Source organism: Actinopolyspora sp. BKK2 (assembly GCF_011291845.1).
Lineage (GTDB): Bacteria > Actinomycetota > Actinomycetes > Mycobacteriales > Pseudonocardiaceae > Actinopolyspora > Actinopolyspora saharensis.
Genome location: NZ_JAANTE010000004.1, coordinates 38,553 through 51,852, shown reverse-complemented (window position 1 = coordinate 51,852; position 13,300 = coordinate 38,553). Strand labels below are relative to the sequence as shown.

Below are 13,300 nucleotides of genomic sequence, written 5' to 3'. Positions count from 1 at the left end.
GGAGCGCTCACCAGCGCAAGACGTACGGCTCTCCGTGACGTTTGAAGTGGCCGACGTTGACGCACTCGGTGCGCCCGATCCGCGTCCTGCCGGACAGGGGCTGGTGCACGTGCCCGAACAGCGACCAGCGCGGGTTGTCCCGCTCCACTCGACGCAGCACGCCCGCCGAGCCCCGCTCCGCTCTCCGGGCCACCACGTCGTAGACCAGTTCGGGGACCTGCGGGGGCACGTGGGTGCACAGCACGTCCACCTCGTCCAGCCCCTCCACCAGCTCGTCGAACTCCTCCTCGGGGCGCAGGTTGGGCACCCAGGGGAGGTCTTGGCGCAAGGTCCCTCCCGGGGGGAGCAGCGCCCCACCGACGAACCCGAAGCGCAGTCCGCCGATCTCCACGCTCTGACCGTCCAGCGCCCGGACGCCCTCACCCGTGAACTCGGGCCACAGCCCCGGCGCGTCCACGTTCCCCGCCGTCGCGTAGGTGGGAACCGGCATGGCGGCGAACAGTTCCGCGTACTGCTCGCGAACCGCCTGGCGAACCACCGTCACCGGATCCGAGAGGCCGTCCCACAGCGAGCGCAGGTAACCGGCCATCTCCGCACCGCGGCGGTTGCGGCGCAGTTCGGCGAAGTGACCGACCTTCTCCGGCCCGAACACGGCACCGAGAATCCCCTTCTCGTGATCGTGGTAGTCGACGAAGTCGACGAGATCGCCCAGCACGACCAGCGCGTCGGCACCGTCGCCCGCCCGCTTGAGATCTTCCACGTTTCCGTGCACGTCCGAGACCACATGCACCCGCAAGGTGCCTCCGTTCGCCGCCGAATATCCTGCTCAACCAAACTAACCGCTCATGAAGCCGCGCGGCGAAGGACTCGCGCCAGGATCCCGCGCCCGCTCCGGGCCGCCGCGAGCGGCCCGAAAAGCGCTCGGGGCACCGCGGGAGGAGCGGCGGGCACCGGCGGCGCCGCTCACCGGCAATCCGCCCGTCGGTGAGACGGCTCGTCGTGGGCGAGCACCCGGACCACGCTATGATTCCGCCCCACAACGAACAGGGGGGCTACCGCCCAGTAGCGCTCGGGGTTAGGTTGGCCATCACAATTTGGCGTGCTTTCGGAGGATGCAAAGTGCGAGAGTTCAGCGCCCCCGCCACTGTCACGGTGGCCGCCGAGGAGAACCTCACCGACATGGTGTGGGCCAATGCCGAGCGGTTCGGCGACACGGTCGGCTTCCGCCGCAGGGTTGACGGCACCTGGGTGGACGTGACGACGGCCGAATTCGCCGCGCAGGTGCTCGCGGTGTCCAAGGGGCTCATCGCAGCGGGTCTGCAGCAGGGTGACCGGGTGGGGCTGATGTCCCGCACCCGCTACGAGTGGAACCTGTTCGACTTCGCCATCTGGTCGGCGGGATGTATCACCGTTCCCATCTACGAGACGTCCTCGGCCGAACAGGCGGAATGGATCCTGAGCGACTCCGAGGCCTCGGCGGTCGTGATCGAAACACCGCAGCACCGCTCCGAGCTCGACACGGTCCTCGACGATCTGCCCGCCCTTCGGCACGTCTGGCAGATCGACGGCCCCGTCTCCGGGGAGGGCACCACCGCCGTGGCCGAGCTCACCTCGCTGGGGTCGGAGGTGGCCGACGAGCGGGTGCACGAGCGGAGGCGCGCGATCGGGGCGGAGGACACGGCGACTCTGATCTACACCTCCGGCACCACGGGGCGCCCCAAGGGGTGCGTGCTCACCCATCGCAACCTGCTCGCCGAGGTGCGCGGCGACCTGAACGCGTTCCCCCAGCTGATGCAGCCGGGCAACTCGATGCTGATGTTCCTGCCCATGGCGCACGTGCTCGCCAGGGTGATCACCATCTCCTGCGTCTACGCCAGATTGACCCTCGGCCACACCGGGGACGTCAAGAACCTCGTGGCGGACCTCGGATCGTTCCGCCCGACCTTCGTGCTGGCCGTACCCCGGGTTTTCGAGAAGGTCTACAACACCGCCAAGCAGAAGGCCCACGGCGAGGGCAAGGGCAGGATCTTCGACCTGGCCGAGGAGACCGCGGTGGCCTACAGCCGCGCGTTGTCCGGCTCCGGGAAACCGAGCGCCGTGCTGCGGGCCAAGCACTTCGTGTTCGACAAGCTGGTCTACAGCAAGCTGCGCGCCTCGCTGGGAGGACGTTGCATCGCGGCGGTGTCCGGAGGCGCTCCGCTCGGTGAGCGCCTGACCCACTTCTTCTTCGGGATGGGCGTGCCGATCCTCGAGGGCTACGGGCTGACCGAGACCACCGCGGCCGCGGCGGTCAACGTGCGGGACAACTACAAGATCGGCACCGTCGGCCGTCCGCTCGCGGGGACCTCCATAAGGATCGCCGAGGACGGCGAGGTGCTGGTCAAGGGCGACGTGGTCTTCCACCGGTACTGGAACAACGAGGCGGCCACCGAGCAGTCCCTCGAGGACGGCTGGTTCCACACCGGCGATCTCGGTTCGCTCGACGAGGACGGCTTCCTGCGGATCACCGGCAGGAAGAAGGAGATCATCGTGACCGCGGGCGGCAAGAACGTGGCTCCCGCGGTGCTGGAGGACCACATGCGGGCGCACCCGCTGATCAGCCAGTGCATGGTGGTCGGGGACCAGAAGCCCTTCATCGGAGTGCTGGTGACCCTGGACCCCGAGTTCCTGCCCTCCTGGCTCGAGGCCAGGGGACGCCCCAAGGACACCTCGCCGAGCGAGCTGGCGAACGACCCCGAGATGTGCGCCGAGGTGCAGAAGGCCGTCGACGAGGCCAACCAGGCGGTGTCCAAGGCGGAGCAGATCAAGCAGTTCCGCATCCTGCCGCAGGACTTCGCCGAGGACCGGGGTGAGATGACCCCGAGCCTGAAGGTCAAGCGCAACAAGGTCGCGGAGAACTACGCCTCCGAGATCGAGGCGATCTACTCCTCCTGACCGGTACGCACCACCGACGCGGTTCGCGTGACGCCGCGGGGGGACGACCCCCGCGGCGACGCCGAGGACAAGCTTCGAATCCGCACCGAGGCGGCCGGACAGAATTCCGACGGGAAGCTCCTCCGGGCGGTTTTCCGAACCGGTTCGGCTCCGGGGAACCGGCGCGACCGAACGAAGGTTCCCCGGTCACCGACAGCCGCTCACCGACGCGGCCGGGGCCGTGAAACTCCGATCAACCGACTCAGCCCACCACGCGGCGCATCCGGTTGACGGATGCGATCTGGTCGTAGGGCACGACCTTGACGACCTGCCCGCTCGTCGGGGCGTGCACGGCGTTGCCGTTGCCGACGTACATGGAGACGTGGCTGATCGGGCTGTAGTAGAAGATGAGGTCACCGGGTTTGAGCTGGGAAGCCGAGATCGGCTTGCCCACCTGCGCCTGCGCACTGCTCGAACGGGGCAGATCCGTTCCCGCTTGCGCGTAGGCCCAGTACATCAGTCCGGAGCAGTCGAACTGGCTGGGTCCGTCGGCACCGTACACATAGGGCGAGCCCTGCTTGCTCAGCGCTGCCTGGACCGCGGCCGAAGCCGATCCGGCACCGCCGGCGTACTCGTAGTCGGTCTGCCCGCCCCCTTGCAGCGATTCCTGCTGCTCCTGGCTCAGCTCCTCGATGTGTTCCTTGACCTCGGAGACCCGCTCCTCCATCTTGGACTTCTTCTCGGAGATCTCCTGCTGCAGGCGAGCCGCCTCCTGCTCGGCCTTGGCCGCGCGCTCACGGGCCTGCCGCGCCCTCTGCTCAGCGGCTTCGGCCTTCTCGGTAGCACTGCTCACGGCGGCGACGGCCTGCTGGTTGTCCCTGGCCAGTTCGTCCATGATCGAGGCGCGGTCCAGGAAGGAGTCCGGCGACTCGCTGGCCATCAGAGCCGAGAGCTGGTTCATCCGGGATCCCTTGTAGACGGAGCTGGTCAGCTCGTCCACCTGCCCCCTGAACTTCTCCTCCTCGGCCCTGGCCCGCTCGGCCGCCTTCTTGGCCTTGGCCTCGGCCTCCTTTGCCTTGGCCAGCTCGTCCTTGCGGGCCTCGTGGTCGTCCTTGGCCCGCTTGTACTTCTCGGTGAGCTGTTCGGCCTGGCGGGAGAGCTTCTGAAGCTGCTCGACGGCTTCGGACTTGTCGTCGGGCAGATCGGGGTCCGCGAGAGCCGGCGCGGAGCTCACGGTGACGGCGGTGGCCACCGCCGTAGCCGTCAGTGCTCCCCGCATTGAGCGTTTGAGTCCGTGCGAGGCCACTTCGCGCATTGCTCCTTCGTTTGCTCGGCCGCCAACCGGGAGGCCCCGTTGGAAGAAGCGCGCCCGATTCGGCGGCGAGCAGCACCGTGGGCAGGAGAGGCTTGCTCGTACTCCCGCGTGGGACCGTCCGCGCAACACCGGTGGCGCGCTCGGGAATGCTCCCGGCTCGGCTCCCCCGACGAGCCGATCCGGCGACAACTCCGCGGAGCCACCCCGGTTTGGGCGACTGATCGCCGCGAAGTCTCGGCTAGATTACGAGAGGTGAGCCGACTAGTCCAGAGTGGGGGCCACAACACGACGCAGCGTGATCAAAACCCTCCAAAGGCGTGCACGGTTTGACCTGGTCGGGTGGTTTCGTGGCGGAACCTCTCGCGGGCTCACAGCGCCTGAAATGGCGTGAGCCTGTTGGTCGGGAGTTTCTGTTCCTGCCCGTGACCTCTGCGCACTTCAGATGGAAGGCTCCGTTCCACGCGAGCGCTTTGAGCCTAATCAGGACGAGAAGCTCCGGTGCGTGAGTCGGATGCATCGCAAGGCCGGGCCGCTCGCCGCGTAGGTCGCTACTCACCAGCGGCCCAACACTCCCGAGGCTCCGACTCACGTGACGGCTACCCGACCACCCGCGCAAAGCTCCGCTACGGGACTAAGCCGGGTTGATCCGCTCCAGCAGCACCGCCGAGGCCACAGCATAGGCCCCCCGCTTGCGCACCGAGTCCACCACTTCCCTGTCCGATGTGGCCACCACGAGCTGGCGCCCTCTGGGCTCGGACTCGACCAGCCCCCTGATCACGTCGTCGGCCTGGACCCCCTGCTCGCTGAACAGCACCCGCACGCCGCGCGGTCCCGCGTTCGGCACAGCCACCACGTTCGCCCCGTCGAAGACGACTGTCACCTCCACGCCCGAACGCGCGGCCAGCACCGCGGACTGCTGGGCCAACCTGTCCCGCTGCTCGGCCAGCGGAAGATCCGGATAGCCGGTCTTGGTGACGTTGTAACCGTCGATGATCAGGTGCACGGCGGGCAACGCCAGCAGCCGATCCAGCGCGGCCACGTCCGGCACCTCGTCCGTGGTTCCCGAGTGCGCACGGACCCCCGAGACCGTCTCGGCAGGACGCGGGCCGGAGATCTCGTCACCACGCTGGTTGGCCCCGATCTCCCGCCGGAGCCCGGCCACCGACCCCTCCAGGGTCTCCAGCAACAGCGCCAGTCTGACCTCGTCCCCGCGCCTGGCCTCCCGGGCCGACTGCCTGGCCACCTCCGCCTCGCGGTCGGCACGTTGCGCCTTGGCCCGCTCGTCCAGCGCTCGTCCCCGCTCCCGGTCGCGCTCCCCGGCTATCTCGGCCACTTCCCTGTCCTTGACCTCGGTGATCCGCTCCAGCTCGGTCCTGAGGCGGGTCACCTCGTCCTTGTACTCCTTGAGCTGGACGCCCTGCTGCCGCAGTCGTTTGCGCAGCCGGTCCGCGTCGGCTCCGCTGTGCTGCTCGGCACGCTGGGCCGCTTCCCTGGCCTCGGCGAGCTCGCCGCGCAGCTGCTCGTTCTCCTTCGCGAGCTTCTCGGCCCGCGAAACGGCCGAGTCGCACCGATCGCGGAGCTTGCCGTGCTCGGTCCGGTACCCGATGAGCTCCACGTAGTGCGGGGCCGTCACGGTCCCCAGCAGCACCGCGGCGGTGGCCGCCGCCAGCGGGTCCGACTGCCAGGGCTCCAACACCCCGGGTCTGTTCTTCCTGCACCACTCCAGCACCGTGGCGCGGAACACGGCGGAGTCCCGCATGGCCGCCAACAGGTTCGACTTGCCCAGCTTCGCCCTCTTGGCAACGGCGAAACGCATCACCGGACGCAGCGACACCGGAACGTCGCCCGCGCGCATCTCACCGAGAGCGGCCGCTGCCAACTCGGCCATCCGCGTGCACAGCGGCCCGGGCAGCGCGTCCCAGTCGACGGCACTTCCCCCAGTGCTCCCGACTTCGGGAGCGGGGGCGGAGTCCGTCTCGGCGCGCGGGTCCTCGGCGTTGTCGCCCGTTGTTGGCGGTATCACTCTTCCAGGCTAAGTGCTCGACCCCGCATTACCCGCATCCGGCGGTTGTTGCAACACCGGAAGACTGTTCAACGCATGATCGGAGCCACCGCATACGCTCGCCAACCATGAGCCGGTTACCGGAGTCCGCCCAGCTGTCCTTCGCCGATCTGGGGCACCCCCTGCGCGAAGTCACCTTCGTGGTGGTGGATCTGGAGACCACGGGAAAGCACCACGAGCGGGACGGGATAACCGAGATAGCCGCGGTCAAGGTGCGCGGAGGCGAGGTCGTCGAGGAGTTCTCCACCCTGGTGGATCCCGGGCGCCCCGTGCCCGCGGGAGTCACGGCGATCACCGGGATCAGCGACGCCACGCTCGCCGGTGCCCCCGCGCTCGACACCGCGCTGCCCGCCTTCCTCGAGTTCGCGGAAGGCTGCGTGCTCGTGGCGCACAACGCGCCGTTCGACACGGGCTTCCTCCGCGCCGGATGCGCCCGGCTGGACCTGACCTGGCCGAACCCCTCCGTGGTGTGCACGCTCCGGCTCTCGCGGCGCGTCCTGTCCCGGGGCCGGACGCCGAATCACGGGCTGACCGCGCTCGCCGAAACGCTGGGAACCACTCACTCCCCCGCGCACCGGGCGCTGCAGGACGCCAGAACCACCAACGAGGTGCTGCACGCGCTGCTGGGACTGCTCACCCCCTCGGGAGTGCACACCCTGGAGGACCTGCTGGAGTACCTGCCCGGCGTGACCGCGCAGCAGCGCCGCAAGCGGAACCTGGCCGCCGACCTGCCGGAGAAACCCGGCGTGTACCTGTTCCGCGGCCCGAACGAGGAGGTGCTCTACGTCGGCACGGCGACGAACCTGCGGCGCAGGGTCGGGCAGTACTTCACGGCGGGCGAGCGCAGGAACAAGATCGGGGAAATGGTCGCGCTCGCCGAGCGCGTCGAGCACATCACCTGCGCGCACCCGCTGGAGGCCGAGGTGCGCGAACTGCGCCTGCTCGACGCCCACCGCCCCTGGTACAACCGCAGGTCCAAGAACCAGCGCAAGGTCTGGTGGGTGTCGCTCACCGAGGAGCCCTTCCCGCGGTTGCGGATCTCCCGGGCACCCGCCCGGAAGTCACTCGGTCCCTTCCGCACCAGGAACACCGCGCTGGAAGCGGTCGAAGCACTGCACGACGTCACCGGGCTGCGCGAGTGCACCGAGCACATACCGGCGGCGGGCGCCGCCGCACGCCCCTGCGCGGTTTACGAGCTGGGGCGTTGCGGCGCGCCGTGCGCGGGCCACGAGGCCCCGCGGGAGTACGAATCCCACGTGGTCCCGGTGCGCGAAGTGCTCACCGGTGAGGGCGACTCCGTGCTGCACCGGCTCCGATCCGAGATCGACAGGCTCGCGGCGGACCAACGCTTCGAGGACGCGGCCGAGCACCGGGACCGCCTCGCCGGGCTCGTTCGCACGTTGGATCGCGGGCAGCGACTGTCGGCGCTGGCCCGGATACCGGAGCTGGTCGCCGCCCGGCCGGACGGAGCGGGGGGCTGGCTGTTCGCCGTGGTGCGGCACGGACGGCTGGCTTCCGCCGGGACGGCTCCGCACGGGACGCCCCCGTTGCCGGTGGTCGACGCCCTGCGGGCCTCGGGCGAGACCGTCGTGCCGGGCGAGGGACCGCTGTTCGGGGCTCCCCCCGAGGAGGCCCACGTCGTCCACAGGTGGCTGACCGCGGGCGACGCCAGAATGGTCCGCTGCGACCTCCCCTGGGCCGAACCAGCGGGCTCGGCCGGGAAGTGGCGCGACTGGGGCGATTCGGCCTCGCTGGCGCGCACCCCCTACCCGGGAGTCGACTGAGGGCGATCCCCGTCCCCGGCTCGCCCACGGAGGCCCCGGCCACCCGACCGGGGTGCGATCACTCGAGGTCGGCGCTGGAAACGATCCGGGTGGGCGTGAGGTACACGGCGAGCTGCCCCGGCCCCGCGATCTTCTCGCCGACCTTCTCGGCCTTCTCCGCCCCCACGTAGTACGCGGCCACGGTGGTGGCCACGCGCAGGACCTCGTCCGGATCGTCCGTGGTCTCCGCGTTCGCCTGGATCTGCACGAAGGTGTGCGCGCTCTGCTCGTCCACGCACAACGTCAAACGTGGATCCCTGGCCAGGGCCGCGGCCTTTGCGCTGGCGGTTCCGGTGGTGAGCACGATCCGCTCCCCGTCCACCGCGAACCAGACGGGGGCCACCAGCGGACGCCCGTCCGCACCGAGGTAGCCGAGCTTGCCCGTGCGACCGCCCTGATCCAGAAAGGACCGCACCTGATCCGTGATCGTCGTCATGGGCACGACGGTAGTAGCCACGTCCCCGCCGAACCCCACACCTCACCGGAAAGCGGGACGAAAAAACCGGCGGTTCCCGCACCTGCCGCAGGTGCGGGAACCGCCGGTCCGGTTCACACGTCACTTCTCCGAAAAGGATCACTCCTCCGGTTGACGCGCCTTGCCACCGACGAGCTCGCCCCGTTCGGAGTCCTCCGACTCCGGGACTTCCTCGTGCTCGTCCGTTGCCGCGTGATCCTCCGCGCGGGCGGCCTCCAGCGCGGCCGTCTCCCCGCTCGGGTCGGGCTTGAGCCAGCCGCCCTCGACCGGCTTGCCCGCGGCACCCAGCTTGTTCATCTTCTTCGGCACCGGAGCCCCCTGGTACTCGAGCTCCTCCGGGTGCCCGTGCTCGTCCACGGGGCCGAGCGGCTGGTGCACCTCGACGAACTCCCCGTGCGGCAGCCGCCTGATGATGCCCGTTTCCAGACCGTGCTCCAGCACCTCGCGATCGGACTTCTGCAGACCGAGGCAGAGCCGGTAGGTGATGTAGTAGGCGATCGGCGGGGCGACCAGCAGACCGATCCGACCGATCCAGGTCATCGCGTTCAGCGAGATGTCGAACTGGAAGGCGACGATGTCGTTGGCACCCGAGATCATCAGCACCGAGAAGAACGTCAGCGCCATGGCGCCGAGGCTCGTGCGCACCGGAACGTCCCTCGGACGCTGCAGCAGGTTGTGATGCGCGTCGTCACCGGTGAGCTTGCGCTCGATCATCGGGTAGGCCAGCGCCACGGTGAAGATCAGCCCCATGAACAGCACCGTCGGGAAGAACACCGCGGGGATCGTGTACTCGCCCCACAGGTAGACCTCCCAGGCGGGCCAGAGCCGGCTGGACCCGTCCGTCCAGATCATGTACCAGTCCGGCTGGGACGCGGCCGAGACCTGCGAGGCGTTGTACGGACCGAGGTGCCAGATCGGGTTGATCTGGAAGATTCCGCCCATGATGGCCGTGACGCCGGTGACGATGGCGAAGAAGCCGCCGCCCTTCGTGGCGAAGACGGGCAGGATCCGCACACCGACCACGTTGCTCTCCTTGCGCCGCACACCGGGGAACTGGGTGTGCTTCTGGTACCAGACCAGAGCCAGGTGCACCGCGATCAACCCGAGGATGATCCCCGGGAGGAGGAAGATGTGCATCATGTAGAAGCGCGGGATCAGCTCGGTTCCGGGGAACTCCCCGCCGAACAGGATCCAGTGGATCCAGGTCCCGACCACGGGGATCGACATCGTGATCCCGGAGGCGATGCGCACACCGGTGCCGGAGAGCAGGTCGTCCGGCAGCGAGTATCCGGTGAACCCCTCGAACATCCCGAGGATGAACAGCAGGATGCCGATCATCCAGTTGGTCTCCCGCGGACGCCGGAAGGCGCCCGTGAAGAAGATGCGCAGCATGTGGGCGACGATCGACGCCATGAACAGCAGCGCGGCCCAGTGGTGCACCTGCCTGGCGAACATCCCGCCCCGCACCTCGAAGGAGATGTCCAGCGTGCTGGCGAAGGCACGGGACATCTCGATGCCGCGCAGGTTGGTGTAGGCGCCCTGGTACTGCACCTCCGCCATCGAGGGGTCGAAGAAGAACGCCAGGTAGGTGCCGGTCAGCAGCAGCAGGATGAAGGTGTAGAGGGCGACCTCACCCAGCAGGAACGACCAGTGCGTCGGGAACACCTTGTTGAACTGCTTGCGCAGCCCCGGCGCGATCTGGAGCCGTTTGTCCACCTCGTCGGCCTGTTTGCTCGCCGCGCGGTAAACCGCACTTTCCGACTTTGTCGGGGTAGTGATCGAACTCATGAATTCCGCTCCCAGTAGGCCGGACCGATCGGCTCGATGAAGTCGCTCTTCGCCACGAAGTAGCCCTCTTCGTCAACCGTGATCGGCAACTGCGGCAGAGCGCGCGTAGCGGGCCCGAAGACCGGCTTGGCATAGCTGTTGGCCACGTCGAACTGCGACTGGTGGCAGGGACAGAGCAGCCTGCCGGTCTGATCCTCGTACAACGAGGTCGGACATCCCAGGTGGGTGCAGATCTTCGAGTAGGCGTAGTAGTCGCCGTAGTTGAAGTCCTCCTGCCCCTTGCGCTCCACGGGGGAGTCGCCGGGCCGCAGCCGGATCAACATGACCGGGTTGTCGGAACGACGCAGGGCGTGCAGCAACGCCTCCTCGTTCCCGCGTTCGGACTCGCGGAACGGGAACACCGTCTCGAATCCGCCCTGGGAGAGGTCCTGCGCCCGCACCAGCGAGACCTCGTGGGCGTTGCCGGTGTTGCGCCGCAGGTAGACCTTCTCACCGCCGGTCTGCATCCAACCGGTGTGGTTGAGCGAGTCGGGGCCGGTCTCGGCCCACGGGTTCTTGACCATTCCGCCGAGAACCAGCACGCCCGTGCCCAGACCGAAGGCCCCGGCACCGAAACCGGCGGTGCGCTTGATCAGCGAGCGGCGGGCGATCGTGCTCCGGGAACCGGCGTCGGCCAGCTCGGCCGCGGCCGTCTGGCGGTCCAGCTCGGAGGAACCGTGGCCGTCGTGCCGCTGCTGGACGGCGACCTCGTGCGGCATGAACTTCTTCGAGTACAGGATCGCGCCGATGCCCACCGAGAGGATCGACAGCCCGAGGAAGAAACCGATCAGGGGGTTGTACAGCGAGTACAGGAAGTGTCCCCGGTCGTCGGCCAGCGGGTTGACGTAGCGCCACGGCCAGAAGATGAAGACCCCGATGAAGGCCAGCGCCGAGAACCCGGCCAGCGAGAACCACGCGGCGACCGCGCGTTCGGCGCGCCGTTCGGCCCTGGTCCCCTTGACGGGCCACGGGTCGGGGTAGTCGACGAGTTCGACGTCGTCCTGGGCCAGACCGAGCCGGACCTTCTCGTCGCGACTCATCTCCGCGAGTTCCGCCTCGGTCGGCTGCTGTTCGCCCTTGCCTGCGATGCGCTCGTTGTCCGAGTCACCGCCGTGCTGTTCGCTGCTGTTCTGCTCGCTCATATCCCGCTCACTCATGCCCTGGCTCCGATCCACAGGGTGAGGCCGACGAGGCTACCGAGCCCGATGACCCAGGCCACGACCGTCTCGGGCCCCGGCCCGTAGCCACCGAGCGCGTTGCCACCGGGGTTGTTGTTGCCGTCGGTCACCGACTTCACGTAGGCGATGATGTCCTCCTTCTCGTCAGGGGTGAGCTGACGTTCGGAGAACTTCGGCATGTTCGCCGGCCCGGTGTGCATCGCCTCGTAGATCTGCTGCTCGGTGGCCTGGTCCAGGTTCGGTGCGTTCTTGCCCGCGGAGAGCGCGATCCCCCGACCGGTGAAGTTGTGACAGGAAGCGCAGTTCAGTCGGAAGAGCTCGGCACCGCGCGCGGGGTCGTCGCCCTGCAGCTGCTCCCCCTTGGCCGAGGGCTGCTTCGGACCGCCTCCGACGGACTGGGCGTAGGCGGCGAGCGCCTGGATCTCCTTCGGGGAGAAGTCCACGGGTTTGCGCGGAGCCTGGGCCTCGTGGCGCATCAACGGCATGCGACCGGTGGAGACCTGGAAGTGCACGGCCGCACCACCGGATCCGATCAGGCTCGGTCCCCGATCCTCAACGCCCTGCAGGTTCTCGCCGTGACAGCTGATGCAGGAGCTCTCGTAGAGTTCCTTGCCTTCCCGGACCAGTGACGGATCCTCCGCCGCCGTAGCGGTCTGCGGTTCGGGGAGCAGCACGCTGTAGAGGCCGCCCGCGGCCACCAAGGCGATCCCTAGCGCCAGCACACCGGAAAGCCGTCGCCGGAACTTGGAACCCGCGCGGTTGCGTTTCTTTTTGGTGGTCATGAGTGCGCAAAACCCTTGCTGTCATGTTCGGGACGATTCAGCGGCAACAACATCACGCTCTGCTTCGTATCGCTGCCTTGCCCCTGGTTCCGTCGGCCCGGGCGGGCCTCTGTCATGGCACCAGGTAGATGACCAGGAAGAGCCCGATCCACACGATGTCGACGAAGTGCCAGTAGTACGACACCACGATCGAAGCCACGGCCTGGGCCGGCGTGAACTTGCTCATCCGCGTCCGGATCATCAGGATCACGAACGCGACGAGGCCACCGATCACGTGCAAACCGTGGAAGCCCGTGGTCATGTAGAAGACCGTGCCGAAAGCCGAGCTCGCCATCGTCGTGTGGTGCTCGGTGACCAGCGTGTGGTACTCACCGGCCTGTCCCAGCACGAAGATCAGGCCCATCACGAGCGTGAGCATGTACCAACGACGAAGCCCGTAGACGTCACCACGCTCGGCCGCGAAAACGCCCCACTGGCAGGTGAACGAGGACGCCACCAGGATGACGGTGAACGGTAGGGCGTAGCTCACGTTGAGCTCGGCGGGCGGCGGTGGCCACGGGCCCTCGTTCTGGGCCTTCACCGTGAAGAACATGGCGAAGAGCCCGGCGAAGAACATCAGCTCGCTGGCCAACCAAACGATGGTGCCCACGCTGACCATGTTCGGGCGGTTCAGCGAGTGCACGCGTTGACTGATTGAGGGCGCTGCCGTTGTCACGCGACGCATTATGTCGCGAACGATTTCGGCACGCCCGCTCGGGTCCCGCTCTTGTCCTTTTCGTCGACCGCATCCACCGGACGGGTTACCCGGAGTGAACGTCACCGCGCCCGTTGGACGCCGGGCGACGCGCCGCGTGCCGAATCCGCCCCACACCGGCGAGAGCGGCGACCGCACCACTCCGGGACACGACTCCACCCCGGAAGGGGG

Annotated in this window: 10 protein-coding genes; 2 read left to right on the top strand and 8 right to left on the bottom strand. The window is 68.3% G+C overall.

The features are described 5' to 3' along the window. Positions 1-7 precede the first annotated feature (7 nt). Positions 8-796, bottom strand: a complete 789-nt coding sequence (locus tag G9Q41_RS09830; RefSeq protein WP_207630954.1) for a metallophosphoesterase — start codon at positions 794-796, stop codon at positions 8-10. 323 nt (positions 797-1,119) lie between these two features. Between G9Q41_RS09830 and G9Q41_RS09825 the strand changes: the two genes are divergently transcribed. After that, a complete protein-coding gene (locus G9Q41_RS09825) occupies positions 1,120-2,934 on the top strand; it encodes a long-chain fatty acid--CoA ligase (protein ID WP_165632716.1) in 1,815 nt (604 codons plus the stop codon). Positions 2,935-3,175: 241 nt separating this feature from the next. On the opposite strand, the gene G9Q41_RS09820 is transcribed toward G9Q41_RS09825, so the two are convergent. Next, entirely contained in the window at positions 3,176-4,228 is a 1,053-nt protein-coding gene (locus tag G9Q41_RS09820; protein ID WP_092520126.1) for a C40 family peptidase, read from the bottom strand. Between the two features lie 631 nt (positions 4,229-4,859). Next, positions 4,860-6,251, bottom strand: a complete 1,392-nt coding sequence (locus G9Q41_RS09815) for an NYN domain-containing protein (protein WP_175454930.1) — start codon at positions 6,249-6,251, stop codon at positions 4,860-4,862. Positions 6,252-6,358: 107 nt separating this feature from the next. Between G9Q41_RS09815 and G9Q41_RS09810 the strand changes: the two genes are divergently transcribed. After that, complete coding sequence (locus tag G9Q41_RS09810; RefSeq protein WP_165632717.1) at positions 6,359-8,074, top strand: DEDD exonuclease domain-containing protein; 1,716 nt, start codon at positions 6,359-6,361, stop codon at positions 8,072-8,074. Positions 8,075-8,132: 58 nt separating this feature from the next. On the opposite strand, the gene G9Q41_RS09805 is transcribed toward G9Q41_RS09810, so the two are convergent. The 5 genes from G9Q41_RS09805 to G9Q41_RS09785 form a co-directional block, all read right to left on the bottom strand. Continuing rightward, entirely contained in the window at positions 8,133-8,549 is a 417-nt protein-coding gene (locus G9Q41_RS09805; protein WP_092520116.1) for a PPOX class F420-dependent oxidoreductase, read from the bottom strand. A 138-nt stretch (positions 8,550-8,687) separates the two neighbouring features. Next, on the bottom strand, positions 8,688-10,376 hold the full coding sequence (locus G9Q41_RS09800; protein ID WP_092520115.1) for a cytochrome bc complex cytochrome b subunit: 1,689 nt from the start codon (positions 10,374-10,376) through the stop codon (positions 8,688-8,690). Then, complete coding sequence (locus G9Q41_RS09795; protein WP_165632779.1) at positions 10,373-11,557, bottom strand: Rieske 2Fe-2S domain-containing protein; 1,185 nt, start codon at positions 11,555-11,557, stop codon at positions 10,373-10,375. Before G9Q41_RS09795 ends, G9Q41_RS09800 begins: the two co-directional genes overlap by 4 nt. An 11-nt stretch (positions 11,558-11,568) precedes the next feature. Further along, on the bottom strand, positions 11,569-12,375 hold the full coding sequence (locus G9Q41_RS09790) for a cytochrome c (RefSeq protein ID WP_092520112.1): 807 nt from the start codon (positions 12,373-12,375) through the stop codon (positions 11,569-11,571). A gap of 112 nt (positions 12,376-12,487) precedes the next feature. Further along, entirely contained in the window at positions 12,488-13,099 is a 612-nt protein-coding gene (locus tag G9Q41_RS09785; protein ID WP_092520103.1) for a heme-copper oxidase subunit III, read from the bottom strand. Between the last annotated feature and the right edge of the window lie 201 nt (positions 13,100-13,300).

Bases quoted from the DNA above. Each gene is read 5' to 3' on its own strand.
- G9Q41_RS09820 (WP_092520126.1), bottom strand. From the start codon at position 4,228: ATGCGCGAAGTGGCCTCGCACGGACTCAAACGCTCAATGCGGGGAGCA.
- G9Q41_RS09810 (WP_165632717.1), top strand. From the start codon at position 6,359: ATGAGCCGGTTACCGGAGTCCGCCCAGCTGTCCTTCGCCGATCTGGGG.
- G9Q41_RS09805 (WP_092520116.1), bottom strand. From the start codon at position 8,549: ATGACGACGATCACGGATCAGGTGCGGTCCTTTCTGGATCAGGGCGGT.
- G9Q41_RS09800 (WP_092520115.1), bottom strand. From the start codon at position 10,376: ATGAGTTCGATCACTACCCCGACAAAGTCGGAAAGTGCGGTTTACCGC.
- G9Q41_RS09795 (WP_165632779.1), bottom strand. From the start codon at position 11,557: ATGAGCGAGCAGAACAGCAGCGAACAGCACGGCGGTGACTCGGACAAC.
- G9Q41_RS09790 (WP_092520112.1), bottom strand. From the start codon at position 12,375: ATGACCACCAAAAAGAAACGCAACCGCGCGGGTTCCAAGTTCCGGCGA.
- G9Q41_RS09785 (WP_092520103.1), bottom strand. From the start codon at position 13,099: ATGCGTCGCGTGACAACGGCAGCGCCCTCAATCAGTCAACGCGTGCAC.